Origin of the sequence: Bacillus sp. FSL L8-0099 (assembly GCF_038006385.1) — a bacterium.
Classification (GTDB): Bacteria; Bacillota; Bacilli; order Bacillales; family Bacillaceae_G; genus Bacillus_A; species Bacillus_A toyonensis.
Genome location: NZ_JBBOVC010000001.1, coordinates 993417 through 1019721, shown reverse-complemented (window position 1 = coordinate 1019721; position 26305 = coordinate 993417). Strand labels below are relative to the sequence as shown.

The window sequence follows — 26305 nt, the reverse complement described above, 5'->3', positions numbered from 1 at the left end:
TTTCTCTATAAAAAAGCCTGCCTATCATACTAGGCAAGCCTTTTTAAACTAATCCTCACTTATTCTCTTCTTATACCAATCCTGCATTCTCTCTGCATCTTCTACTCTCGTATGCTCTAATTTATAATTCGATGATGCACTAGAAAACTTATACGTACATAAGTCTACGCGGCGCTGGAAATATGATTGTGTCTTCTCCATTGATTGGACGTGTCTTCTTCTTACAAGTCCTGTATATTTTCCAATACTACGATACACAATTGTAATTTGTTCTCCGTTTACACCGTAACCATTTGTTTTAAATGTTGCGTATCCAAGTGTAAAGATGAGGATCGCGAGCGGTAATAATGCCCACATGATGTAATACTTTTCAAAGTATATGCTGATTCCCGTCAGCGGGATTGCTAGCATGGCGAAGAAGATGAAACTATCAATGAGATAGCGCCGCAATGCTGCTTTTGGTAATGAAATAATATTTGTATTCAGTTCATATGGTACTTGTAAATGCGTGAGTAACTGTTGCACGCGATCTTTTCGAATGATAGGATGTAGCGTAACTTTTTCTTCTTTTCCTTCACTTTGAATGACTTCTACTTGCACAGCACAATAACCGAATGGTTGGCGTAATATACCTTCTTTTATCGTAATACCTTGAATGCGGTGTAACTTTAATACGAGTTCTTTTTTCTCAAGTAATCCTTGCGAAATACGGACTTCATCATTTTTTCGATTGACTGTGAAATCCCCATGTTTTAACGCATATCCAATTGTAGATATAATCCAAGAAACGACAAGTAAAATAGCTACCATGTAAATCCAGCCATATATATCATGATCCATAACATAAGACTCTACGCTATTTTTGATCCATTTCGGAATATACTCGTCCACTTGGTTATAAACGAAAAATATTAAAGAGAATAATAATCCAAATTGACCAGATGTAACAGACGCTATTAAAATCTCTTTCCACGTTAACTTGTACTCTGTCGTTTGTTTTTCCTCTGTAATAATTTCTTTTTGTACTACTTCTTCTGATGTTTCTTCTACTTTTACTACCGAGGTTGGCTCATTTAACATTGTAATAAGCTTTGTTGCCTCTTCTACCGTAATACCAGCTAAACTAACTTCCGGCTCATTTCCTCCGCCAGCTGTTTCAATTTTAATTTTCTTTAGTCCTAACACTTGGTACAGCATGCCTGAACTTGTATTAATCGTTTGAACACGTTCTTTATTTAAGTAGCTCTCCTTCTTCACAAAGAGCCCTTCTTTAATATGTAATACGTTATTTTCGACCCAATATACTTTGTAGTACCAGCCTACGATAGCTGAAACAATCGTGATTACCGCAAAACCGATAGGAACTAAATACCAAAATGGAAACTTTCCTTTTAAACTAAAAAGAAAAATAATAAATGGTATAAAATCTGTTATTTTTAATTCTAATAACATCGTGATTGGATGCTGCCTCTTATACATCCTCATCACTCACTTTCGCTAATTCTGCGATTTTCGTTTTCAACATTTCTGCCTCATACATCGTTAAACCTGGGATACTATGAGAAGTCGCCGCTGTTGAAATGTGTAATTCTGCTAATCCGTATTTCCTCATAATTGGCCCTTGTTCAATCGTAACGTGCTGCACACGAATCATCGGTACTAATACACGTTTTACGACGAAAAGACCGTGCTGAATTTCAAGTTCTTCTTCATTTAGTTGGTAGCTATAGTAACGTTGACGCAATTTCGGGAATGTAAGGTAATCAAACGGCGTATATACAATTGTTAATCCGATGAGCACATAAAAAATCCAAGCCCACCAATTAAACTTAATCATAAAGAAAAGATATGCCAAAATGACGATAATACTAATTCCTAACTCAATTAAGGAACGCGTTTTCCACACCTTGACCATGTCAGGGTGAATTTCATTTTTCAATGGATCCATGTAACCACTCCAAATCTAGTAATCTAATATATGAATACTCTCAATCTATATTTTACATAACTTTACAGAAAGTTGAAATTTAATTATCTTTCTTCTCTGGAATAAAATATCCGAACCAAAGTAACCAAATGAAACCGATTAACTTCAGCCAACTTCCATCCGCCTGAAAAGCCTCTATCATACCTGGAATTTTATACACTCCAATGAATCCAAGAAAACCGAGCCACCAGTTTTTTTGCATTTTCACTTTTATTCCTCCTTTATGACGTTTTTCACATTTCGAATCCAAATTTCTTTATACTTTAACTGGAATCCCATGAGCATGTAGTTGCTCATATTATCGATAACGAGCGCTAACGTATGAGCATTCTCTTCTGTTGCATGTTGTGACACCATACCAAGTTCTACACCTTGCTTTAATAAATCATGAAATCCATTTAAAAACTCTTCTTGTATTTCAAATAAACGTTTCTGATACTTCTCATTTCGCGCCGCAGTTACGATAAATTCATTTATGACGCGTAATATACCTTCCTGTCCTTCATACTCAGACAACATATGTAAACCATCTGCAATTAACTTTTTTGCAAAATTTTCTTTCGTATATTGATCTTTATCGAAGTAAGAAGAGAAATGATACCCAGAAAAAATTTCTTCAAATAAAAAATCTACTAACGCTTCTTTAGAAGAAAAATGATAGTAAATGGCCGGTTTTGAAATACCTACCTCTTTCGCAATCATGGAAAGGCTCATTTTCTCAATACCGTGCTCTGCCATAAGTTTAAATGACGCCTCTACAATGTTCTGCGATGTTTGTAAATTCTTTGTCATACTGTACCTCACTTGTTTTTACTTACCGGTCGGTAAGTAAATTATAAAATGAAACGAAATGATTTTCAAGTTAGTTAGCACTTTAGAAGGGGGTTATTGGTAAATGTAGAAAAACATAAAGTAAAAGCAATATATAACAATAAGGAGGATGTTCATATGGGACTTGGTGGTAAAGGCGATAGCGGCGGTGAAGCTGGACAAGCTGGTAAGAGCGGATTTCCATTCATCATTGTACTCTTTATCGTATTAATTATAGTTGGAGCTAGCTATAGTGGACTTGGCTTCTAAGAAAAGCCGTCCTACATTACACATGTAGGACGCCTTCTTTTTAATCCCTATTCAACAATCGCATACGATAACAATTCATCGTCACTTCTCCAAGTCTTTGCAGTAATTGATAGTTCGCATATGCGCCGACCGGGGCACCGATTATCGGTACGAGCTGAAGCATTTTTGCTAAATCGATATAGTCTCGGTACTCTGTTTGGAACTTTTCCCAGTCCATATGATTTTCTTCTTCTGTATCCCACGTTTCGATGGCTTTCCATATTTCTTTTCGATGATCATCACTTGAAAAGGCGAGTTGGAAAACGTGAAGGATAAAAAGGCGCTCTTCTTTGTTACTCGTATCAAATCCGTACAACGTTGCTGCATCGAATAAAAATTTAATTTTAATGCCGAGTAAAAGCGGAAAGTCAGCAAGGCCAAGGAGAATACCACCAGCTCCAGTCCCAGCCCCTTCCGCCGCTGCTATTTTTTTGTACTCATCCATTTTTTTGCGTACTTCATCGTCACGTCTTTGCAGTGACCATGTCGTCTCTTTTAATTTCGGCTTTATAAAGTTTGATCCGGCGCTGATCGTTTGCACCATCATACGAATCGTCTCTGTTAACACCTTTTGTACTTTCGCCGGAATGAGCTGTTGTACTTTCGTCTGCACTTTTTTGGAGAACCGTGTCATCATAGAAGAATCTTTCATGAATGTAGCTTTCCACTGCTCCAATTCTTTTATAACCTTCTCTTCATATGTAATCATAGGTTCATTCCTTTCAATTTAAACGCTCAATGCGCTTCGCCCCGTATTGGTAAACGAAACCGATACTAAATAATATGCTTACGATAAGTAAAATTCCTGTCATCATGAAATCTTTCGTTGCTAGTGCAAATATAACTGTAAAGATTACGCTCCCGATGATTAGAATCGCGTTTAATAAAGTAAGAAAATCTTTCTTCTTTTCATCTACCTTTACTGGATACAAATCAAGCCAAATTTTCATGCGGTGATGTTTCCATAAAGTTAATAGCTGATAGCCGATTAAGTATAGGAAGATAAAACTCACGATGAATCGTCCATATAAAAATGGAATGAAGTAAAGAATAACTCCTCCAAGAGCGAGCAAACGCACATATAATCCAAAATAGTTACCTGATCTTAAAAATGTTCTCGTATATAAGTATAAATATGTACGCTTTTCGCCGATTATCGAAAGAATGAAATCAAGCCATTTCTTGCGGGATACTCTCTCTTTTAATGCTGGTACATCAACGAACATATTCGCAATGCGGTACAGTAACATCATCTTTTTACCTTCTTCAGAAATTAAATACTCCCAGTTCAGCGGCTTCCCTTTCACCATTTGATGCATGATAGCAAGGTATAACACCATGAATAGAACAATTCCACCAATAAAAAGAACTGAAGTACGTTCTACAAGGAAATATACAAATAAACCGTTTAAGATAAAACGTATGAACCAATCCGCCTTTTGTACATTTTGATCTGTTAAAAAGGACTTTTCCCACGCTATAAATAAATTCCAAGCTTTCACAATGACAAACGCGATTACAATCCATATGTAAGCCGCTCCTGTTTGCTTCATTTGCTGGAAGTATAACGGGGCAAGCGCAGCTGCTACGATTGCGATTATGTATAACTGAATCATAAACGTAAAGAGAAAGGCCTTTGTGAAGTAAGGCTTTAGCTTCTCTTCAACTGGCAGTAAGTAAACAAGGTCTGCTTCTTTTAATAACGTTTGCATTGATCCAGCTGTTAAAACTAGTCCAATTAGCACTGCCATTACGAGCGCAGTTGGAAACGAAGGTGTTAACGTTTGTAACCATTGTTGGTAATAATACGCTCCCGCACCGATGATAAACACGAAAATAAATTTCAAATGATCGTTAAATACGTATTTACTATATGTACGAACTTCTTTTAGAAAGTGACGAAATCGTTCTTTCCATAATGCTGTACTATTCATAATCTTCTTCCTTTGTTAAGGCAATATAAATATCATCTAACGTTGCACCTGGCATATTAAACTGTGATTGCAGTTCAGATAATGTTCCCATCGCTCTTACTTCGCCTTGATGTAAAATAATGAACGAATCACAATAACGCTCTGCCGTCGCTAAAATATGTGTACTCATTAAAATACCTGCGCCGCTCTTTTTCATTTGATCCATCATTTGAAGTAGAGATTGAATTGCTAACGGATCCAGTCCAACGAAAGGTTCGTCTACTATGTAAAGAGATGGCTCCACTAAAAATGCACTCATAATCATTACCTTTTGTTTCATCCCTTTTGAGAAATGAGATGGAAACCATTTTAAACGATTTTTCATACGAAATTCTTGTAATAGTTGTCCTACACGTTCTTCGTACTGTTTTTCATCGACACCGTACGCCATCGCTGTTAATTTCAAATGCTCTTCTAGCGTTAGCTCATCATATAATACCGGTGTTTCTGGAATGAATGAAAAGCTAGAACGGTACGCTGTCATATCATCACGAATTGTTTTCCCATTAATTGTGACAGTTCCTTTTTTCGGTTCCATTAAACCGATAATATGTTTAATCGTCGTACTTTTACCAGCCCCATTTAAACCGATTAAGCCGACAAGTTCGCCTTTATTAACAGAGAACGAAACGTCTTTTAATACAGGTCGTTTCGTATATCCTCCTGTAACATTTTCTACACGCAATAACTCGCTCATACGACACCACTTTCTTCATTAGTATTCATTCTATATTCATCTTACCAAAAATTGCGCTGTACTACATAGTATCGATGTGTTCAAAAAAAATTTAAATTTGTTAGCATATATTTTTACGAAAGCGGACATCATAATTAGTGAAGAAGGAACACATTGAAAAAGCAACCACCAATTGATGAGTATAACAACATAGTGAAGTCATCATGAAATGGGGTGTCCATGTTGGACAATGAAATTTACACATAACCAGATTATTTGTTTCATTTTCGAAACGGGGTGTCTCCGAAAGAGCATATACTGTTTTAAAAAATAAACAATTTCATTTTAAAAAGATTGCAATTCATTTCACTTGAAAATGGGGTGTCTACGGCAGAAACTTTAGCCGATTTACCATGCATTTCTTAAATAAATGGGGTGTCTGCGAAACGTAAATTACGATAATGCTTTTTCAATCCCTCTTCAGAAAACAGGAAGCTGACTCAGCTTCCTGTTTTTCGTGTTTGTTCTCTTATGTAATTATGGTAAAATACGGCTAAGGATATTTGAAAGGATGAGATCAATGAATCATACAGCAGACAATTGTATTTTTTGTAAAATCATTGACGGGCAAATCCCTTGCTCAAAAGTATACGAAGATGAACATGTGCTTGCATTTTTAGATATTAGTCAAGTAACAAAAGGACATACTCTTGTTATTCCGAAAGTTCACAAACAAGACATTTTTGCGTTAACGCCAGAAATCGCATCACACATTTTTTCTGTCGTTCCAAAAATCGCAAATGCGATTAAAGCAGAGTTTAATCCAGTTGGCTTTAACCTACTTAACAATAACGGTGAAAAAGCTGGACAAACTGTGTTCCACTTCCACCTTCATTTAATTCCACGCTACGGTGAAAACGATGGTTTCGGTGCCGTTTGGAAATCACACCAAAATGAATATACAATGGAAAATTTACAAAACATCGCAAGCACAATTGCAAATAGTGTGAAATAGTGACACTATAAGAAGACGTAATACATAACAAGCCAATTCCCCGAAGTAATTACATATTGCAAGGCTTGTTTCTTCACTCCATATACCGGGGTATACTTTTCTGTGCATAGCGCACTTACAAGAAGGAAAAGTTCTCTTTTCTTTCTCTTGTTTTAAAGATATGCATACTATTTCACATCATGAATACGAACGAAAAATAAGGAGGTCTCTTTTTATGTCAAAAGCTAAATCCTTTATTACAGGTGTCCTTTGCGGCGGAGCAGTTGCTGGATTAGCAGTTCTTTTCTCTACTCCTTCTTCTGGCAAAGCCATGCGCGGCAAGTTAAAAGAAAAAGGAAATGATATTAAAAAGACTTTAGCTGATATTACAGCTGATACAAAGTTATTAAAGCGTCAAATCGTTGAAACTGCTTCAGAAGGTAAAGAAGTGTTTCAAGAATTAAAAGACGACATGCAAGACACGCTTTCTAACTGGAAACAAGATATTTCTCAAAACAAGCGCCATATTGAAAAAGAAATTTTGGACATTCAAAAGTCAATTGAGAAACTACAAGAAGCCGTTCCAGAAAAAGCGTAAACAAATTCCTGCTTAGTTTTTGCATATAACAAATATTTTTTATATAAATTGACCCTAACACGGCATATCACATAGATATGCCGTGTTTTTATGCATTTACAATATATGTTAGCCATTAACATGTAAGGACAACACATGTACTCACGACTCATAAACCGCTTCCATAGTTATGCATGATTTGTATAGAATGTCATTTTTCCAAAAAATTTTCACAATTCTCACAAAAAGACTTTATTAATTTTTATTTTACTGGCATAATAGATAGTAATGAAAAAGAATGTTAAAGTGGGTGAGTAAATGAAAAGTGGAGAAAAAGATTACTCGGTAAAAGAAGCGATGATTTTCAGCCAACGCATTGCTCAATTATCGAAAGCGTTATGGAAATGTGTAGAGAAAGATTGGCAAATGTGGATTAAGCCTTACGATTTAAATATTAATGAACATCATATTTTAACAATCGCTTATCATTTAAAAGGGGCCTCTATTTCTGAGATTGCTAAGTTTGGAGTTATGCACGTATCAACGGCGTTTAACTTCTCGAAAAAGCTTGAGGAACGCGGCTATCTTGTATTCTCGAAAAAAGAAGATGATAAACGAAATACGTACATTGAAATTACAGATAAAGGGGAAGAATTACTACTTCGCTTAATGGAGGAGTATGACCCTGAAAGTAATTCAGTGTTTAATGGGGCTCTTGCACTTCGTAATTTTTATGGGAAGTTCCCAGAAAATATCGAGCTGATTGCTATCTTGCGTAATATTTACGGACAAGACTTCATCGATATTTTTGAGAAATCATTAGAAGATATTGAGGAGAATTTTACGGAATCCGATCAGAAGTTAGTTAAGAAATAATCTATTTATTTTTTCGCACTCATGCGTAAGAATTCATTCATAAGTGGGTTAAATAAACCTTGTTTTGCTAGCGCTTCCGCAGTTTCGTTTACTTCGAGCTGATGTGGAAGCGCTTTTTCAAATTGATCTAACAGCGCATCGAACAATAAAAGGCCTTCTGCTTTCTCCGCTACATATTGTTCGTTCAATGTTTCACAAAGTTTCAGTATACGTTCAATATCTTTTTTACGAGCTTTTTTCTTTATGATTAAAGAATAAAATGGACACTTTTCTTCATCAATCATTTTAAATAATAGGTCTACGTAGTATTCAGCTTGTTCTAATCTTCTAACAACGTCCATTTTCTCCCTCACTTTCTAACACAAAGTCTTCTATTTCTGAATTTTATAACACGAACAAAATATCGTATGATACAATATATAAAGTATATGTATTTTAGCCAAAAGGAGGTCTCGCCTCATGACACTTATAACAGTTGTTTTTGTCGCATTCGCACTTCTTGTTATATTTTACACGAATTTCATGACACATACACTGTGTGAACGAAAACAAATAGCTGCGAGCCGCCAGCCCGGTGTCTTTCGGGTTATTAATGTATGTATAACAATTTTATTAATTTCTAGTTATATAGAAATTATATTTCATGGAAAGTGAGGAAGGAAAGCCCCTTCCTCACTTTTTTCCTCTATAAGCAAATTATACCTACTATAACCAATAAAATAAACAGTACAAGTAATAAAATAAGTTGAGAATTCATCCCCATCCCCTCCTCTATTCTGTATATGCGGCATACGCCCAATATGGCACACTTTCAAAATCTGACACGATATGGTTAATTTTTCTTTATCAATATGAAAACGAGTCGAAATATGATATATTAAACTTTGTACATATTGCTTATACTATAGAACAAATAACATTCATCAAAACTTTATCCTCAGCTTCGGTAAGCCCTGTTAAGCGCGCTTTAACAATATAAAAAGCAAAAGTATCAGTGAGACTTAATCGGGCTCTTATGAACTTAAGTTCATTGGTGTAGGATAAATTAAAAATACATAATAGTAGGAGTGTTTATCGAATGAAGAAAGCTATGCTTGCCTTAGCCGCAACAAGTGTAATCGCATTATCAGCATGTGGAACAGGATCATCATCAGACAAAATCGTTACATCTAAAGCTGGTGACATTACAAAAGAAGAGTTCTACAATCAAATGAAAACACAAGCTGGTAAACAAGTACTAAATAACATGGTTATGGAAAAAGTACTTATTAAGAACTACAAAGTTGAAGACAAAGATGTAGACAAAAAGTTCGATGAAATGAAAAAACAATACGGTGATCAATTCGATACACTATTAAAACAACAAGGTATTAAAGAAGAAACTATAAAAACTGGTGTGCGTGCTCAATTAGCGCAAGAAAAAGCTATCGAGAAAACGATCACTGATAAAGAACTAAAAGAAAACTACAAACCAGAAATTAAAGCAAGCCACATTCTTGTAAAAGATGAAGCTACTGCGAAAAAGGTTAAAGAAGAACTTGGACAAGGTAAATCTTTCGAAGAGTTAGCGAAACAATACTCTGAAGATACTGGTTCAAAAGAAAAAGGCGGAGATCTTGGCTACTTTACTGCTGGTAAAATGGTTAAAGAATTCGAAGATGCTGCTTATAAGCTGAAAAAAGATGAAGTAAGCGAACCTGTAAAATCACAATTCGGTTACCACATCATTAAAGTAACAGACATTAAAGAACAAAAACCATTTGATGAAGTTAAAGGCGATATCAAAAAAGATCTAGTTCAAAAGAAAGCACAAGATGCTGCATTCATGAATGATCTTATGATGAAAGAAATCAAAAAAGCTGACGTAAAAGTTGACGATAAAGATTTGAAAGATCTTTTCGACGAGAAAAAAGCTGACGAGAAAAAAGAAGAAAAGAAATAATGAAATAATGAAATAATGAAATAATGAAATAAAAAGCTCGGGCTTAGGCCTGAGCTTTTTTATATACCCTCTTCTCTCGGGAGTTATATCCAGATTCGGTAAATGAAATTATATAGTTGGTCCTCTGAATGAATTATATCAGCGATTTTTCAAATATATCGACCGCAACTTCAATTATATCAGCGATTTTCGAAATATATCGACTTACCGACAAAAAACGACAACAAGCGTGACTCCCTCTACAAAAACAAAAAAACCTTGATCCACGTAGCATGGAACCAAGGTTTATCTTATTATCATTGATTAAATGAAAAAACTATGTTAAATTAGTACAGAAACACATTTTACAAAACACAAGAAACGTATTTATCCGTATCTTAATTGTACACCAAAACACATCTTCAGTCAACCTCTATTTTTCACTTTTAAAGGAGTGCTACCGTATGAACAAAAAACTTGATCTAGAGCAAAAACGATTGGATACCGTGATCGAAACGATTACGCAGCAAATTGATAAACTGGAAAACGAAACTGGCAGACGCCGGGCAGAAGTAATCAACATCCGTAAACACTTTTGGGATGACGTTAAAGTGAACACGGATACTTTTGATGATTATCTTGAAACAGTTATCAACTTAAGGCAACAAGCTCAGTCCCTTGCTGTAACACAAATTACACATAAGCACACTTTCAATCGACTCGCTGCACTAAGACGTATGCATAAAGCCCCTTACTTCGGACGCATTGATTTTACAGAAGAAGGTGAACCTGCCGCAGAGGAAATTTATATCGGCGTCGCTACGCTTACCGATGCTAGCGGAGAAAACTTCCTCATATACGACTGGCGCGCACCTATTTCGAGCGTTTATTACGACTATCCACCAGGACCAGCTGAATACAAAACACCAGGAGGCGTAGTTCGCGGTAATGTGGAGAAAAAATTACAGTACATTATTCAAAATGGCGAGATTGATTCTATGTTCGATACGAGCCTTACAATTGGCGACGAAATTCTGCAACAGGCGCTTGGAAAAGGTACGAATAAACATATGCAAAGTATCGTCGCTACGATTCAGCGCGAGCAAAATGAAATTATTCGTCACGATGAAGGCCGACTCCTTATCGTGCAAGGAGCTGCTGGTAGTGGTAAAACGTCAGCTGCCCTGCAACGTATTGCCTATTTACTATATAAATATCGCGAATGGCTAAAAGCGGACCAAATTATTCTCTTCTCCCCTAACTCTATGTTCAACAGTTACGTATCTAACGTACTGCCAGAACTCGGCGAAGAAAATATGCAGCAAGTCACATTCCAAGAATATTTAAACCATAGACTAAGTAAATCGTTTGATGTTGAAGATCCTTATGAACAACTAGAATATATGCTAACTGAAACGAATAGCCCTGCTTATAAAACGAGAAATGCGAGCATTCGATTTAAAGCATCTACTCAATTTTTCGAGATGATTAGAGCGTACAGACAATCTCTTGAATCTTCAGGCATGCTATTTAGAGGAATGAAATTTAGAGGGAAATTGATTGCCTCTACTAAAGAAATTACAGAGCAATTTTATAATACGGATTCCTCCCTCCGCTTCCATAATAGAATCGAGAAGTTAACGGATTGGCTAAACAAACAAATAGACGCAATCGAAAAAACAGAACTAAAAAAGCCGTGGGTAGAAGAAGAAATTGAATTACTTAGTAAAGATGAATATCAAAAAGCTTATAAATACTTACAGAAAAAAGGCGAGTTTGAAGATAACTCCTTTAATGATTATGAGAAAGAAACGAAAGTACTTGGACGTATGATTGTCCGTAAAAAATTGAAGCCGCTTCGTAAAGGCCTTCAAACATTACGTTTCATCAATTTTACAGGCATATATAAACAACTCTTCACAGATGCATCATGGGTTACTGGAGAAAAGCCGAAAGAATGGGACGACATTTGCTCATTAACTGTGAACATGCTTGATGAAGGAAAATTATATTACGAGGATGCGACTCCATTTTTACTTTTAAAAGAACTAATTGAAGGCTTCCAAACGAATAGATCGATTAAACACGTACTCGTAGACGAAGCACAAGATTATTCTCCGTTTCAGTTCGAGTTTTTAAAACGCCTCTTCCCTGCCGCAAAAATGACAGTGCTCGGAGACTTTAACCAAGCAATATTTGCCCATGCGAGTGAAACAGTGAACTTCAATACACTTACTAGCTTATACGGACCAGATGAAACGAACGGCATCAACTTAACTCGTAGCTATCGTTCCACAAAACCGATTATTGAATTTACACGTGCTCTCGTACCGGAAGGAAAGAACATTAACGCATTTGAACGTGACGGTGAGAAGCCTACAGTAACGAAAGTAGCGAATGATAGCGAACTGCACGACTGTATTTCTTCCAAAGTTGCTGAACTTCAAAAACAACAGCATAATACAATCGCAATTATATGTAAATCCGCAGCTGAAAGTGCCGCTGCCTACGAAGCACTTAATCATATCGAGAATATTAAACTCGTGAAAAGTAACTCCGCCGAGTATGAGCAAGGCATTGTCGTGATCCCAGCTTACTTAGCGAAGGGTATCGAATTTGACGCTGTTATTATTTATAATGCTTCTAAAGATGTGTACAGTGATGAGAGCGTTCGTAGATTGTTTTACACTGCTTGTACGCGAGCTATGCATGAATTACAACTTTATAGCGTTGGCGAGGTTAGTCCTTTTATACTCGGGGCTGCTTCAGAGAGCTTTGAACTTATTACAACACCTTGATACGAATCAAGGTGTTTCTTTTTTATGCAGGATTTACAACTTTAAAATAGAATATATCATTTTAGAAAAAAATAAGGAGTGGAAAAATGAATCATTATTTCATTGCTATTTATGACGGTGAGTTTCCTACCGAAAAATTACATACCATTTTACAATTGAACCCCACTTTTATTGATTTAAACGTCCGCACCATTTCAATTTCATCACCAAGGCCTTTCACATTAGTAGTTGGAGAAGAAAACGATGCACTCACAACTGGACTTACAGATAAATACCACTTATTAACGAAGGAATTACAAGCACTTGAGCAGCAAGAAAAGTACTACTACGTATACGATTATAAAATTAGAAAGACCATCGAGAATCCTAACGAAAAATGCTTTCCATTAGCAAAAATCAATATAAGCGTTACGAATTTCCATCAGATGATTCAAAAAGTAAAAGATTTAAAACGCCCTGTATTTGCAGGGTATAAAATCATTTCTCATGATTCGGATATACTGACAATTGATGTACTTCTTTCTTCTCATTTATTGGATCCTAACACTTCTGAAAAAGATGCGGAAGAATACGCCTATTTACAACAACTAGCTGAATCAATCTCTCGTTCTGAATTATGTACTTTTATAAAAGCAAGTGCACTTATTTAAACACGAAAAGAGGGTTATTTATCATAACCCTCTTTTGCTATCTATTTACGTTTGTACTTAATCAAAATAGTGAATTCTTTTTACATATAACAAAAACACCTTGATCATCATCAAGGTGTCCTCTTCATTCTAAATGACATACCTTTACGTCGATATACACTTAGTACGATTCCCATTAAAAGCGCATGAAATACAGTTGGTGTTAATCCATAACTAATAAAAGGTAAGGATATAGCAGTAATCGGTAATAAACCTAAAATCATACCAACGTTATAAAGGAATTGCACTACGAAAAGAGTCATGCCTCCAATGAGAAGCAATTTACCATACCGGTCATTTATTTTATAAGATATGACCACTAACCTTATTACAAAAAGAGAAAGAATCAAGAAAAGAATCAGTGCTAGCACATATCCATAATAATAAGTCAAACTTGCAAATACAAAATCAGTATCTGGATTAGGGATGAGCTTTACATCTCCGTATGTACCAAACCAACCTGCTGACGACATTACCTCTTTTAAACGTATATACATAAATCCTGCGCCCTGTGCATCACGCTCTGGATTCAAATACCCTAAAAATCTATCCAAATAAACTCCTTTTACTGTGGGCCAGGAAAAATAGGCCCCTATAATCAATAAACAGATTGGTACAATTGTAATAATTAATGCCTTTTTCTTCCCTAACTTACTCCACCAAAGCATAACGAATACCATCGTGATATAAATAAAAATCACTGAAAAAGCTGCGCCAATTAAGAATAAATACAAAGAAAATAAATACAGAGCCACAAGATGCATTACTTTTATCCTACTATTATTGAAAAAAGAAGCCCAAGCTAGAAAAAAGAACGGCACTGCCATTAAACGGTCAATTGCAATAGGACCAACTTTTATTATCGGTTCTCCAAGCATCCCAGCATTCGGAAAGCAGTATAGCATTAACAAGATAAGTACTCCGGTTGTATAAAACAACCATCCTAATCTCTCTAACTTTCGATAATCAATCAGCATCATTCCTAACGCTGTTGCAATACCAAGAACAACAGATATCACCTTATCCATTAGTAAATCATTCATATATCCAAAAGCTATAACTGGCAAAAAACCTAGCCCCATCGCAGCCACTAATAAACCAATTAAGAACCAATCAACCTTTGGCTTATGCAGTTTGTTCAGTTCCCGGCCAAGTTTAATCGGACTCCCCATTTGCTCAACAGCCTTATCTTCAGCAACTTCTTCACTTAATCCTTTCTCTACCCACATATTCTTCGCCTGTTTTAAGTGAAAATCTAGTTCCGCTGCTACTAAGTCCTTGGCTTCTTTTGATTTAATATGGTTCGTAACTTCCCTTAAAAAATGCTCCCCTTTTTCATTCAATTTTTTCTCACTCCTGTACTAATCCTTTTAATATAAATCGTGCCTTCGTAGCATTCTTCTCAGCCTTTCGCAGCATCTTGTTTCCTTTATCATTTAATTGATAATATTTAGCTCCTTCGTAATCCCAGCTAGATTGGATAAAGCGATTCTGTTCTAGACGATGTAATAAAGTGTATAGAGATCCTTCATCACCTTCGAATTTTTGAATTCCTCTCCCACGTAGTAACTGCATCAATTCATAACCTGTTTTTTCATTCATAAGAAGTTGCAACACTGCTAAAAGGATATCTTCTTCCTTTTCGGACGATTGATTGATTTTTTCGCGCACCCGCTTTCGATGCTGATCAGAAAAACTCAAATGTTTAAAAGTTGTATTCTCCATTGATTTTCGCAAGCCTTTTAATCGATCTTCCATTTGATTATTCCTCCAATCCTTTCTTCAATAGTTCCTTAGCTCTTTTCAATCTTGTTTTTATCGTGTTTTCCTTCACTTCTATTACCGTAGCAATCTCTTTAATTGATAATTCTTCATAATAAAATAGATAAATGACTTCTCGATATTTTATCGGTAAATTCATTACTGCAGAAGCAAGCCTACTATCCTCTGCATTTTGAATAACAGTTTGTTCCACACTTTCTTTTTGACTCTCCATATACGTAAAGTCATCCTCTGTAACGATAACTCTTTTGTTATACCAACTTTTTATATAGTCCTTACAATGATTGATTGCAATCCTCCATAACCATGTTTTTAAGTTCGAATTCCCTTTATATGTATGAAGAGATTTATAGCATTTCACAAATATATCTTGCGTTAAATCCTCCGCAACCTCTTTATTATTCACATATGAATACACAAGCTGTAAGGCTTCTTGTCCATACTTGTTCATTATTTCATCGATAAGGTCCTCTTTATCTTCTATTTCAAACATCTCTACTGTTAATTCATCCACACTATTTCCTCCTTCCCATATATTAGACGACGCACTCTATGGAAAAGTTTTATACATTCATAAAAAAAAGAACGGTTAGCAATGTCCATACCGTTTTTTGAACTCTTAATTTTTCTTTACTATGAGTAAAATCAATCTTTATTTGCTCATCGCCCCCTCACTTTACACACGAATGAGTCATTTATTTTTACATATATGTCTTGTCCCTTATTTTGAAAAATAATACAATTAAAAAGTAACTTACTAACGCTATAACTAGTAGGTGTGGTAATCATCTCTTCCATTTTGAAAAAAGGGGGGAGGTGATAATATGATCGCGATGTTTGTAATTAAATTAGTGTATGGTATCCTAACCGGAGCTGGCGTTGTCATCGGTAGAAGATACGTCGGTCCGTGGCTAATTTCTGTATACAAAAAAGCGAGAACCACCCTGCTTCGTGGAAAAGGTAAGGGCGGTTCTCGGCTAAAACGTTAATGTAATTGTCTTATAACCGCACCTACTACCACCACAATAGCAAGTTAGGTTACACAAGGCAGAAGTTTCTCAGGCTTCTGTCTTTTTTATTTTATGCAAAATTCATACTACATACCCTATCATCATTGTAACACATTCTATTTATTTTTAGTCAAGATAAAAAAACCACCTAAAGGCTCCCCTTCAGGTGGTTTTCTATTTTACGCTAACGCAGCTGCTTGTTCTTGTTGATCTACAGGAATGACAGCGTCTGTTAATGCTTTTTCTAATTCTGCTGTGTATTTCATTTGCTCTTCTTTGCTCCAGCCTAGTTTCGCAGCCATGTAGTTGATTACTGCTTCTTTCCACTCGTATACCCAGTGGATGTTGAAGAATACAGCACCTCTGCGGCGTACGAAGAAGTCTACTGGTTTTGCTGTCATTTCGTAATCCATTGCGTATACCAGTGGGATTAGAACGTCAAGCGGCATGTTATATTCTTTCGCTTCGTCTTTATGTTTTTTCGCTAAGTCGAATAGTACGTCAACGTTAGAGCCGTAGAATTTCGCGAACTCTTCTGCTTGCGCTTTCGTTAAACCAGATTTCGTACCTTCGTCTGCTTTTTTCGCAACGAATGCTTGGAATCCGTGTGAACCATCTACATGTCCACCAGAGATTGGCATATGTTTCGTGTCACTCTTCGGATATGCACTATGACCTTCTTTTTGTAGTAAGTTTGTTACGTAGTCTACTACCATTTCAGCCATTTTGCGGTATCCTGTTAATTTACCACCAGCGATTGTAATTAAACCAGATTCAGAAGTCCAAATTTCATCTTTACGAGAAATTTCAGATGCATTTTTACCTTCTTCATAAATTAATGGACGTACACCAGCCCAGCTTGATTCAACATCTTTTTCCGTAATTTTCACGCTTGGGAACATGTAGTTAATCGCATTAATAATGTATGTGCGATCTTCTGTTGTCATGTGTGGTACAGCTGCATCTTTATCATAGAACGTATCTGTTGTACCTACGTATGTTTTTCCGCCACGAGGAATCGCGAACACCATACGTTTATCTGGTGTATCGAAGTAAATTGCTTGACCTAATGGGAAACGTTTTTGATCAATTACTAAGTGAACACCTTTTGATAACTGAAGTACTTTTCCTTTTTTCGAGTTATCTTTTTCACGAAGTGTATCTACCCAAGGACCAGCTGCGTTTACAATTTTCTTACCGTAAACTTCGTACACTTCTCCGTCTAGTAAATCGATTACACGTACACCGCATACTTTTCCATCTTTATATAAGAAACTGTCTACTTTTGCGTAGTTAACAGCTTTCGCACCATGCTCAATTGCTTCTTTCATTACTTCAATTGTAAGACGCGCATCGTCTGTACGATATTCTACGTAGTAACCGCCGCCTTTTAATCCTTCTTTTTTCACAAGAGGCTCTTTGTTTAATGTTTCTTCACGGTTAAACATTTTTCTGCGCTCGCTTCGTTTTACACCTGCTAAGAAGTCGTATACACGAAGACCAATTGATGTACTGAATGATCCGAACGTACCGCCTGTATGGAACGGAAGTAACATCCACTCTGGTGTTGTTACATGGGGACCGTTCTCATATACGATTGCACGCTCTTTCCCCACCTCTGCTACCATTTTCACTTCAAGTTGTTTTAAATAACGTAGACCACCGTGTACAAGTTTCGTAGAACGACTTGATGTACCTGCTGCAAAGTCCTGCATTTCAAACACAATTGTTGATAACCCGCGTGTTGCCCCATCTAATGCAATACCAGAACCAGTAATACCTCCACCAATTACGATCACATCTAACTCTTGTTTATTTACTCCGTTTAATACGTCTTTACGTTGTTTACTTGAAAATTTCATGGTAATTCCTCCCTTTGATAACGAAAAAAGAGACCACGAACTCCGCTATAGATTTCGCCTCTATAGCGTGTTGTGGTCTCTCCAAATCTCCTACCGAATTATTAACTTGTCATCATTATAACACTGTTTATGATTATTTGAAAGCTTTTGTTGCTTCAATTGCTTTTTTCCATCCAGCATATAGCTCTTCGCTTGTTTCCGCTTCCATCGTTGGTTCAAAGCGTTTGTCCATATGCCACTGTGCTTTAATTTCATCTTGGTTTTTCCAATATCCAACCGCAAGACCTGCTAAGTATGCTGCACCTAAAGCTGTCGTTTCATTGATCACTGGACGCTCTACAGGAACTTCTAAAATATCACTTTGGAACTTCATTAAGAAGTTATTCTTAACTGCTCCGCCATCAACGCGTAATGTATTTAGTTCGATACCTGAATCTGCTTCCATTGCACAAAGTACATCTTTCGTTTGGTATGCTAAAGATTCTAGCGTCGCACGAATGAAGTGCTCTTTCGTCGTACCGCGTGTTACGCCAAACATAGCGCCGCGTACTTCACTATCCCAGTAAGGTGTTCCAAGTCCTACGAATGCTGGTACAACGTATACACCATCAGTTGATTCAACGCGTGATGCGTACACTTCACTCTCACTTGCATCTTTAAACATGCGCATTCCGTCACGTAACCACTGAATTGCAGAACCTGCTACGAAAATACTTCCTTCTAATGCGTAGTTTACTTTACCATCTAAACCCCATGCAATTGTTGTTAATAGACCGTGCTCAGAAGCTACTGCTTTTTCACCTGTGTTCATTAACATGAAGCAACCAGTTCCGTAAGTATTTTTCGCCATACCTTCACCGAAACAAGCTTGTCCAAATAATGCTGCTTGCTGGTCACCAGCTACACCTGCAATCGGTATATTTTGACCGAAGAAGTGATAATCAATTGTTTCACCATATATTTCAGATGATGGACGTACTTCAGGAAGCATGCTCTTTGGTACTGTTAACATGTCTAGAAGCTCATCATCCCACTGTAAGTCGTGAATGTTAAACATTAATGTACGTGATGCATTTGAGTAGTCTGTTACGTGCGCTTTACCACCAGATAGTTTCCATACAAGCCACGTATCAATTGTTCCGAATAATAACTCGCCGTTTTCTGCTTTTTCTCTTGCACCTTCAACGTTATCTAAAATCCATTTTACTTTCGTACCAGAGAAGTATGCGTCAATTAAAAGACCTGTTTTTTCGCGAACCATTTCGCTATAACCTTTTTCTTTTAACTCATCACAAATCTCCATTGTTTGACGAGATTGCCATACGATTGCGTTATAAATTGGTTTACCAGTCGTTTTATCCCATACAACCGCTGTTTCACGTTGGTTCGTAATACCGATACCTGCGATTTGCTCTGGTTTTACATCCGCTTCACTTAAGCAAGTTGCGATAACTGCTAAAATAGATCCCCAAATTTCTTGTGCATTATGTTCTACCCAGCCTGGCTTTGGAAAATGTTGCGTAAATTCTTTTTGAGCTGAATGAACAATTTTCCCTTCTTTATTGAAAAGAATTGCGCGTGAGCTAGTTGTTCCTTGGTCTAATGAAAGAATATATTTTTTCATATCGGTTTCCCCCTATGCTACTTTTCTACTATTTGTAGTGCTTCCACTTTTTTTACTTGTCATATATGAGATTGCTAGTACAACTACAGTTGCAATAATTACATAAATAAGTGCTGAATTTTGTTTTCCTTCAAATACAACTTGATGGAATAAACCTGCAAGTGATCCACCTAAAATCGGACCAACTACCGGAATCCATGCATACTTCCAGTTTGAACCGCCTTTTCCTGCAATCGGAAGGAAGAAGTGTGCAATACGCGGACCTAAATCACGAGCCGGGTTGATTGCGTATCCTGTTGTTCCACCTAATGATAAACCAATACTTACAATTAAGAAACCTACGATAAATGGATTTAATCCATCTGCAAATTTATTTGCTCCAATTGCTAATATACCAAATACTAAAACGAATGTTCCAATCATTTCACTTAAAAGGTTTGCAAATGTGTTCGGAATTGCTGGACCTGTTGCAAATACGCCTAACTTTGTTCCTGGATCTTCTGTTTCTTTCCAATGTGGTAAGTAGTGTAAATATACGATAATTGCCCCGATAATTGCCCCAATCATTTGTGCTGCGATATAACCTGGTACGTCACTCCATGGGAACGCTCCCTTAAATGCTAGTCCTATCGTTAAAGCTGGATTCAAATGTGCCCCACTAATTGATCCAACCGCATACGCTGCAACCGCTACCGCTAAGCCCCAGCCCATTGTAATTACAATCCAACCAGAATCTTTCGCAAACGACTTCTTTAAACTTACACCAGCACAAACGCCGCCACCAAGTACGATTAACAACGCTGTCCCTATTAATTCCCCTAAAAATGCTGACATAAAATCCCTCCACAATCAATTTAAATGCGTTCAAATGTGATAGAGGTAAAATGAATGGCCATTCGTTTTTTTCAAAAGAAAAAGATCCACAGCTTACATGCTTCTATATAATATATAGAAACAATAAAATGTGGATCTCTTCTTTTCTCCGTCACGTTTATTAACTTGTCTATAATGTTAACCTCTAATGAAAGCGGTGTCAACAGAATCTTTTCACATTTTCGTCACTTTTTTTGGTAATGTTTCCATAATTCTTTTTTCGATGTCGTAATCGCTGTCGCACCAGCATTTAGAGCTCTTTCAACATCCTCCACAGTACGAATAAAACCACCTGCTAAAATTGGTACACCTGTATGCTCTTTCACTTCAGCGATTACATCCGTTAGCGCACCAGGAAGCACCTCTATATAATCCGGTTTCGTCTTTTCTAGCAAATTACAGCTCTTTTCCATCGCGCTAGAATCAATTAAAAAGATGCGTTGAATGGAGACGACACCCTTTTGCTTCGCCTTCATAATTACGCTCGCCTTTGTTGACAATAACCCGTACGGTTTATATTCTTGGCATAAAAACTCCGTCGCATGCCCATCACTTTGTAACCCATGGATCAAATCAACATGTAAAAACACCTTTTTACCGTGTTGCTTCGCGAGTGAAACAACACTCTTCAATTGACCAACATGAATATCTAAAATAACAATATATTCATACGAACTATGTAATAGCTTTTCCAAGTCTTTAATTTGCCTCACTGCTGGCAAAATCTTTTGTTCATGAAATTCCATTCTAAATGTCCCCTTCTTTATATCATCCTATCCTTTATAGTACACAATTTATATGAAAAGAACAGCTAGTGTAGGGAATTTCTTTCAAACCTTTCCTCTATTTATATATTTTCTTCAACTTATCAGAAACTGTGCCACCTATAATCATTAATATAAGAGGTAGAAAGTTCATTATATACGGTGCGTCTGCTACAATTGTAATGCTCGCTCCTGCAAACTTATTTAACATCCACACAACGATTTTTGTAACAAACAAAAATACGCCCATCATAAATAAACTATCAAAAAACACCTTCCATTTTGGATATGCCAATTGCTTACTATCTTCAATAACTTTCTGTGTCAACTCTTCATCACTCCTCAATAACTCATCAATCGTAATACCGAACAGATCGCTTAAATGAATAATAATTTCAATGCTCGGATAGTTCTTTCCTGTTTCCCATTTCGAAACAGACTGCCTACTTACATGAAGTTTTTCAGCCAAATCATTTTGCGACCAATTTCTTTTTTCCCTTTCTTCTTTTAAACGCTCGCTAAAAATCATACTGTGTTTATCACCTCTCTACGCCTAGTATGGTCAAACAAATGATGAAGAGTAAAGCTAGTTATCGTTGCATAACCTACGCAACTTATGCGTTACACCTTAACATAAAGCCATTGCGCACTTTATGTCATGCAAATTTTTTATATTTTTCTTCTATAATAATTTCCCGAAAAATAAAAAGAAGAGAAACTAAACTCTTTTCTCTTCTTCAAAAGTTTCTATTAAAGTAATACCGAATCTTTATCACTATCCTGATTACGTTTCTCACGCTCTTCTTCTAAACGTTTCATATATACTTCGCCTTCTTTTTCGATAAACTCATTATCCATCTCTTGCTCTTTTTTTGAAGTATATAAAACCATGTAACCACTTAGTACAATCCCAACAATTACAAGATAAACCCACCATGGTAAAATTTCCAAATCACTTCATTCCTTTCCTTAGACAAGCCTTATTAGTTTCACTGTATGAGGAAAGAAGTGGATTTATGCTTAAAAACTTTTTATTGTGGATGCTTTGAGAAAAATGCTTGTACATATTCCATAAATTCGATTGGCTCTTGGCGGAACGGAGCATGGTATCCTTTTTCAATAATATGAAATGTACTATTTGTAAATAACTGATGATACAGCTCACCGTTTTTCCAAGAAACGCTCTTATCATGTCGTCCCCATATAATTAAAGTCGGTACTTTAATTCTATCGGCCTCCATCGCAATGCGGCGCTCTCTCATTTTCGTAAGCTGATTGTAATGCTCTTTATCATCACGTCTATTTTTCACTTCATTTTTATTATAATCCGTAATCTCTGTTACAGTTTGAAGATCCGTTGATAGGGGCGGCACTTCATAACTTTCTTTTTGCTGGAAAGACTCGATTCCTGTAGAATCCGCCAAAACGAGATGTGTCACTGCGTCCGGATATAAATACGCTAAATTAAGGGACATCTCTCCCCCCATCGAATGACCAAGTACCGCAAACTGATCGTATCCGAGCTTCTTCATTAACTTATAATATAAATTCACTTGCGCAGGAAACGAATACTGAAAATCAACCGGCTTAGAAGAACGCCCAAATCCTAAAATATCAACTGCAATAATCGTATGATCTCTCGCAAGTTCCGGATAAATATCACTAAACCCATCTGAAGAACCACCAAATCCATGAAGCATAAGTAAAGGCGGCTTCCCCTCACCAATTTGCTTAAAGTAAATCGTCTGCCCATCAATCTGTGCCATACTCTCTTTCGTATTCAGCTTCATCATAACAGTATCTTTGACTTCTCTAACCTTCGCAATCGGCTTATCGACGAAGTTACATACTACTAACAAAACGAGCACAATACCGCTAATCATATAAAACTTAAACCGTTTCAAAATTTCCGTCTCCTTTCTCATGTTGCTATTTAAAGTTTTTACATTTTTTGGTTGTTTTATGATTGATTTTTAATTGTAACTGAATCAGTTACAATTATATTAAAAAAATATAACTCATCTCTATTACTGATGGTTACTTTGTAACTATTATAGTTACATATTAAAAGTAAGTCAATTCTTTTTAACCGTAAATAGAAAAGGGACCTCGTTGTGAGGTCCCTTCACTTTATTATTTAAATTAAAAATGATCAGCGTGTGAGTCTAGCTTGCTAATACCGCCACCGCCACCGTCACCTTTATTGAAGTTGGCTGGTGCTCCTCCCGTGTCTCCTATATTAACGTAGTCTGGTCTTGCTGGTGCCCCTCCTGTGTCTCCTATATTAACGTAGTCTGGTCTTGCTGGTGCTCCTCCCGTGTCCCCTATATTTACAGCTTGATTTGTAAAAGAACTATTGAATCCAATTGATAATACCCCTACTAATGCAGCCCCAACAATAGCTAAACGAAATTTCTTCATTATTTTAACGCTCCCTTTTCCAATATATTTTTTTGAGCCTTATTATTCATATAAAAATATTTACTTGCCTTAACATGATCATCAACTTCATAAAATTTCATTGCTAAAATTTCAGTGTATTCTTGAATACAATCCCATAATCTTTCTCTCTCAAAATAAGAAAGGCCTTTTAAAATTACATCTTCAATAATTGATATAGAAGAATTTTCATTGAGTTCTTTCAAAATTTTAAACCGATGTTGAAATTCTTTTTCGCCTAAATCAATACAAATATTTAAACCTTTTTCAACAATTGGATTCGCTAAATTATATTCTCCTAATTTGTAATGTTCACGTGCTTCTACAAACAAGGCTTTAAAATGTTCTGGGTAATTTTTTGTCACCTCAGATATATGGCGAATCGCTAATTTTGAAAGGTTTTGACTGGCATAAAGCCAAGCTAAATTATGTCGAACCATTAGCATATATTTTTTTTGATTTGCTTTTTGCAATACTTCCATAGCAGCATTAAAGTTCTCTTCCGCTAATTCATAGTGATCTATGTCTACGCAACATAGCCCAAAAGCATTTTCACATAATCCTACTTTTATTTCATAGCCTGGATATTTCAAAAATGCCGCTTTGGCTCTATTCAAGTAATCTATTGCATGAACTTGGTCATATTTTTGGTAATAAAAATTCCCCATTCGATAATTAAACTCCGCATGCTCTATCGGATCTGCAATATATTTCAATAACTTCTCAGCTTGTTCATACTGTTCTTTCGCTTCGTTATAATTTGAAATTAATGTACAATGAAATCCTTTAAAGAAGTGATAGTAATACGCTAAAAAGCCTTCTGTCGGAATTTCGAAAGATTCCACTTTATCAAAACTATCTTCTCTAACCCCAATCCAATCAACTAATGCATCGTATCTAAAGTTCAATAACGCATGATAAAGTAATACATCTTGATCCACTTCCAAACCACTAATCTTACTATCAATCTCCTCTTTCATTTCCGTAACTTGCTCTATTTGTTGCTGCAACATTACACGATACCAATCATCTAAAGAATGTTTCATTTGCTCCTTCGTTACTATATTCGTTCCCATACTTTCGCCTCTCCCTTGCCAAATTATAAATTTGGGATATTTATACAATTATCCAAATTGTATATTATCACCTCTTTTCTATGTATTGAAAAATAATTATCAGAAAATTTATAATTTAAAATCATTATACCAAATATTTCTATTTCAAAAACTTGAGAAACATTTATCAGAAAACTTTATAGACCAAATAAAAAGCAAGCAATTTCAGCTATTCGCTAAAACTACTTGCTCTTCTACTTATTATATCTAAACAGCAACGTACATTTTTACTCTTTAATAAATTCCTTCGTACTTCTCACTGTATCAATTGGACGAACTAATTTTTCAATTTCTTCACGTTTTGGCTCTAGGAATGGAGGTAAAGATAATTTTTCTCCAAGTGTTTCGTATGGCTCATCTCCCATAAACCCTGGGCCGTCTGTTGCGAATTCAAATAAAATTTGCGGTGCCACTCTTGCGTATAATGACTCGAAGAAGTGACGGTTTACATAACCAGATGAAGGGAGACCAACGCTACCTATTCTTTCAATCCATTCTTCTAATACCGCACGATCTTCTACGCGGAATGCAGCATGGTGCACTGTACCAAAACCTTGTTGTGCTTCAGGAAGAACTGTATTATGTTCTACAATGACAGATGCACCGTTTCCACCTTCGTTCACTTCAAATAAATAGAATTCTCCTTCTTGCGCAATCTCTTTAAATAATAGAACTTTTTCTAACACTTCTTTAAAGAAGCTAAAGTTCGCAATACGAATGAATACAGGTCCTAAACCAGTAATTGCATATTCTAATGGAACTGGACCGTTTTGCCACGGTGTACCTGATTCTATCCCTTTATCAAGTTCATCCGAGATTAATTGATAGTGTTGATCATCAAAATCAACGAAAGAAAGAGTTTTCTTACCAAATTGCTCTTTAATTCCTGTATGTTCCACTTCAAGACGGTCAAAGCGTTTCACCCAATATGATAATGCTGCATCAGTTGGAACGCGGAATGAAGTTTTTGAAATTTCATTTGTACCGTGTACTCCTTTTGGAACACCTGGGAAGTCAAAGAATGTCATATCTGTCCCGGCACTACCTTTATCATCTGCAAAGAATAAATGGTACGTTTGAATATCATCTTGGTTTACCGTTTTTTTAACTAAACGCATTCCTAAAACATGAGTGAAAAATTCATAGTTCTTTTCTGCACTACTCGTAATCGCTGTAACGTGGTGAATTCCTTTTAATTGGTTCATTTTATATTCCTCCAATGGTTT

Annotated in this window: 30 protein-coding genes; 9 read left to right on the top strand and 21 right to left on the bottom strand. The window is 36.2% G+C overall.

Translation table 11 applies throughout. From position 1 onward, the window contains the following. Window positions 1–48: 48 nt before the first annotated feature. The 4 genes from MHH42_RS05280 to MHH42_RS05265 all read right to left on the bottom strand — a co-directional run bounded on the left by MHH42_RS05280 (window position 49) and on the right by MHH42_RS05265 (window position 2779). A complete protein-coding gene (locus MHH42_RS05280) occupies window positions 49–1479 on the bottom strand; it encodes a PH domain-containing protein (RefSeq protein ID WP_097837743.1) in 1431 nt (476 codons plus the stop codon). Further along, window positions 1472–1948, bottom strand: a complete 477-nt coding sequence (locus MHH42_RS05275; protein ID WP_016107978.1) for a PH domain-containing protein — start codon at window positions 1946–1948, stop codon at window positions 1472–1474. Before MHH42_RS05275 ends, MHH42_RS05280 begins: the two co-directional genes overlap by 8 nt. Before the next feature lie 79 nt (window positions 1949–2027). Then, a complete protein-coding gene (locus MHH42_RS05270) occupies window positions 2028–2195 on the bottom strand; it encodes a hypothetical protein (protein WP_000783814.1) in 168 nt (55 codons plus the stop codon). 2 nt (window positions 2196–2197) lie between these two features. Further along, window positions 2198–2779, bottom strand: coding sequence for a TetR/AcrR family transcriptional regulator (locus MHH42_RS05265; protein ID WP_070172827.1), 582 nt, complete (start codon window positions 2777–2779; stop codon window positions 2198–2200). 156 nt (window positions 2780–2935) lie between these two features. Here MHH42_RS05265 and MHH42_RS05260 point away from each other — a divergent pair, with 156 nt between their 5' ends. After that, window positions 2936–3067: a YjcZ family sporulation protein gene (locus MHH42_RS05260; RefSeq protein WP_081339526.1), complete on the top strand. Its 132-nt coding sequence runs from the start codon at window positions 2936–2938 to the stop codon at window positions 3065–3067. A gap of 40 nt (window positions 3068–3107) precedes the next feature. Here the strand turns inward: MHH42_RS05260 and ecsC are convergent, their stop codons facing one another. From ecsC to ecsA, 3 genes are read right to left on the bottom strand one after another with little or no spacing between them, the layout of a single operon-like run. Continuing rightward, window positions 3108–3815 (bottom strand): ecs operon protein EcsC, encoded by a 708-nt coding sequence (gene ecsC / locus MHH42_RS05255; RefSeq protein WP_000634139.1) that lies wholly within the window; start codon window positions 3813–3815, stop codon window positions 3108–3110. Between the two features lie 13 nt (window positions 3816–3828). Beyond that, window positions 3829–5040, bottom strand: a complete 1212-nt coding sequence (ecsB, locus tag MHH42_RS05250; protein WP_001089113.1) for an ABC transporter permease EcsB — start codon at window positions 5038–5040, stop codon at window positions 3829–3831. Further along, window positions 5033–5776 (bottom strand): ABC transporter ATP-binding protein EcsA, encoded by a 744-nt coding sequence (ecsA, locus tag MHH42_RS05245; protein ID WP_001292604.1) that lies wholly within the window; start codon window positions 5774–5776, stop codon window positions 5033–5035. Before ecsA ends, ecsB begins: the two co-directional genes overlap by 8 nt. Before the next feature lie 559 nt (window positions 5777–6335). On the opposite strand from ecsA, the gene MHH42_RS05240 reads away from it, so the two are divergent. The 3 genes from MHH42_RS05240 to MHH42_RS05230 all read left to right on the top strand — a co-directional run bounded on the left by MHH42_RS05240 (window position 6336) and on the right by MHH42_RS05230 (window position 8202). Then, window positions 6336–6770 carry an HIT family protein gene (locus tag MHH42_RS05240; protein ID WP_001016840.1) on the top strand — a complete coding sequence of 145 codons (435 nt, stop codon included), beginning with the start codon at window positions 6336–6338 and terminating at the stop codon, window positions 6768–6770. Window positions 6771–6984: 214 nt separating this feature from the next. Then, on the top strand, window positions 6985–7347 hold the full coding sequence (locus MHH42_RS05235) for a YtxH domain-containing protein (protein WP_000030306.1): 363 nt from the start codon (window positions 6985–6987) through the stop codon (window positions 7345–7347). A gap of 297 nt (window positions 7348–7644) precedes the next feature. Continuing rightward, window positions 7645–8202, top strand: coding sequence for an HTH-type transcriptional regulator Hpr (locus tag MHH42_RS05230; RefSeq protein ID WP_000834919.1), 558 nt, complete (start codon window positions 7645–7647; stop codon window positions 8200–8202). A gap of 5 nt (window positions 8203–8207) precedes the next feature. Here the strand turns inward: MHH42_RS05230 and MHH42_RS05225 are convergent, their stop codons facing one another. Continuing rightward, a complete protein-coding gene (locus tag MHH42_RS05225) occupies window positions 8208–8543 on the bottom strand; it encodes a DUF1878 family protein (RefSeq protein ID WP_000383648.1) in 336 nt (111 codons plus the stop codon). A 118-nt stretch (window positions 8544–8661) separates the two neighbouring features. On the opposite strand from MHH42_RS05225, the gene MHH42_RS05220 reads away from it, so the two are divergent. From MHH42_RS05220 to MHH42_RS05200, 4 genes are all read left to right on the top strand, one after another. Beyond that, window positions 8662–8856, top strand: a complete 195-nt coding sequence (locus tag MHH42_RS05220) for a hypothetical protein (protein WP_000172690.1) — start codon at window positions 8662–8664, stop codon at window positions 8854–8856. 424 nt (window positions 8857–9280) lie between these two features. Further along, window positions 9281–10144 carry a peptidylprolyl isomerase PrsA gene (gene prsA / locus MHH42_RS05210; RefSeq protein WP_087970759.1) on the top strand — a complete coding sequence of 288 codons (864 nt, stop codon included), beginning with the start codon at window positions 9281–9283 and terminating at the stop codon, window positions 10142–10144. Window positions 10145–10587: 443 nt separating this feature from the next. Then, entirely contained in the window at window positions 10588–12921 is a 2334-nt protein-coding gene (gene helD, locus MHH42_RS05205) for an RNA polymerase recycling motor HelD (protein ID WP_340892963.1), read from the top strand. Between the two features lie 86 nt (window positions 12922–13007). Next, window positions 13008–13571 carry a hypothetical protein gene (locus MHH42_RS05200; RefSeq protein ID WP_340892962.1) on the top strand — a complete coding sequence of 188 codons (564 nt, stop codon included), beginning with the start codon at window positions 13008–13010 and terminating at the stop codon, window positions 13569–13571. Window positions 13572–13681: 110 nt separating this feature from the next. On the opposite strand, the gene MHH42_RS05195 is transcribed toward MHH42_RS05200, so the two are convergent. From MHH42_RS05195 to MHH42_RS05185, 3 genes are read right to left on the bottom strand one after another with little or no spacing between them, the layout of a single operon-like run. Beyond that, window positions 13682–14953, bottom strand: coding sequence for an FtsW/RodA/SpoVE family cell cycle protein (locus tag MHH42_RS05195; protein ID WP_097837742.1), 1272 nt, complete (start codon window positions 14951–14953; stop codon window positions 13682–13684). Window positions 14954–14960: 7 nt separating this feature from the next. Next, window positions 14961–15368, bottom strand: coding sequence for a PadR family transcriptional regulator (locus tag MHH42_RS05190; RefSeq protein WP_000390179.1), 408 nt, complete (start codon window positions 15366–15368; stop codon window positions 14961–14963). A gap of 4 nt (window positions 15369–15372) precedes the next feature. Then, window positions 15373–15906, bottom strand: coding sequence for a sigma-70 family RNA polymerase sigma factor (locus MHH42_RS05185; RefSeq protein ID WP_016107971.1), 534 nt, complete (start codon window positions 15904–15906; stop codon window positions 15373–15375). A 310-nt stretch (window positions 15907–16216) separates the two neighbouring features. Here MHH42_RS05185 and MHH42_RS05180 point away from each other — a divergent pair, with 310 nt between their 5' ends. Further along, the gene (locus MHH42_RS05180; RefSeq protein WP_000561154.1) at window positions 16217–16381 is read left to right on the top strand and encodes a hypothetical protein; all 165 of its coding nucleotides are present in this window, start codon (window positions 16217–16219) and stop codon (window positions 16379–16381) included. A gap of 200 nt (window positions 16382–16581) precedes the next feature. Here MHH42_RS05180 and glpD read toward each other — a convergent pair whose 3' ends face one another. From glpD to MHH42_RS05130, 10 genes are all read right to left on the bottom strand, one after another. Further along, a complete protein-coding gene (glpD, locus tag MHH42_RS05175) occupies window positions 16582–18264 on the bottom strand; it encodes an aerobic glycerol-3-phosphate dehydrogenase (protein WP_000672822.1) in 1683 nt (560 codons plus the stop codon). A gap of 133 nt (window positions 18265–18397) precedes the next feature. Continuing rightward, complete coding sequence (gene glpK / locus MHH42_RS05170) at window positions 18398–19888, bottom strand: glycerol kinase GlpK (protein ID WP_000759981.1); 1491 nt, start codon at window positions 19886–19888, stop codon at window positions 18398–18400. 12 nt (window positions 19889–19900) lie between these two features. Next, window positions 19901–20722 carry a glycerol uptake facilitator protein GlpF gene (gene glpF / locus MHH42_RS05165; RefSeq protein ID WP_001272192.1) on the bottom strand — a complete coding sequence of 274 codons (822 nt, stop codon included), beginning with the start codon at window positions 20720–20722 and terminating at the stop codon, window positions 19901–19903. A 224-nt stretch (window positions 20723–20946) separates the two neighbouring features. After that, complete coding sequence (glpP, locus tag MHH42_RS05160; protein ID WP_340892961.1) at window positions 20947–21507, bottom strand: glycerol uptake operon antiterminator GlpP; 561 nt, start codon at window positions 21505–21507, stop codon at window positions 20947–20949. 97 nt (window positions 21508–21604) lie between these two features. Next, window positions 21605–22054 (bottom strand): helix-turn-helix domain-containing protein, encoded by a 450-nt coding sequence (locus tag MHH42_RS05155; protein WP_098637218.1) that lies wholly within the window; start codon window positions 22052–22054, stop codon window positions 21605–21607. Window positions 22055–22275: 221 nt separating this feature from the next. Continuing rightward, window positions 22276–22476, bottom strand: coding sequence for a sporulation YhaL family protein (locus tag MHH42_RS05150; protein ID WP_000404439.1), 201 nt, complete (start codon window positions 22474–22476; stop codon window positions 22276–22278). Window positions 22477–22556: 80 nt separating this feature from the next. After that, complete coding sequence (locus tag MHH42_RS05145) at window positions 22557–23429, bottom strand: alpha/beta fold hydrolase (RefSeq protein WP_142331837.1); 873 nt, start codon at window positions 23427–23429, stop codon at window positions 22557–22559. A gap of 238 nt (window positions 23430–23667) precedes the next feature. Next, on the bottom strand, window positions 23668–23946 hold the full coding sequence (locus MHH42_RS05140; RefSeq protein WP_098637217.1) for a Phr family secreted Rap phosphatase inhibitor: 279 nt from the start codon (window positions 23944–23946) through the stop codon (window positions 23668–23670). Beyond that, window positions 23946–25040, bottom strand: a complete 1095-nt coding sequence (locus MHH42_RS05135; protein ID WP_097854870.1) for a response regulator aspartate phosphatase — start codon at window positions 25038–25040, stop codon at window positions 23946–23948. Before MHH42_RS05135 ends, MHH42_RS05140 begins: the two co-directional genes overlap by 1 nt. Window positions 25041–25306: 266 nt before the next feature. After that, window positions 25307–26284, bottom strand: a complete 978-nt coding sequence (locus MHH42_RS05130; protein ID WP_001072582.1) for a ring-cleaving dioxygenase — start codon at window positions 26282–26284, stop codon at window positions 25307–25309. Between the last annotated feature and the right edge of the window lie 21 nt (window positions 26285–26305).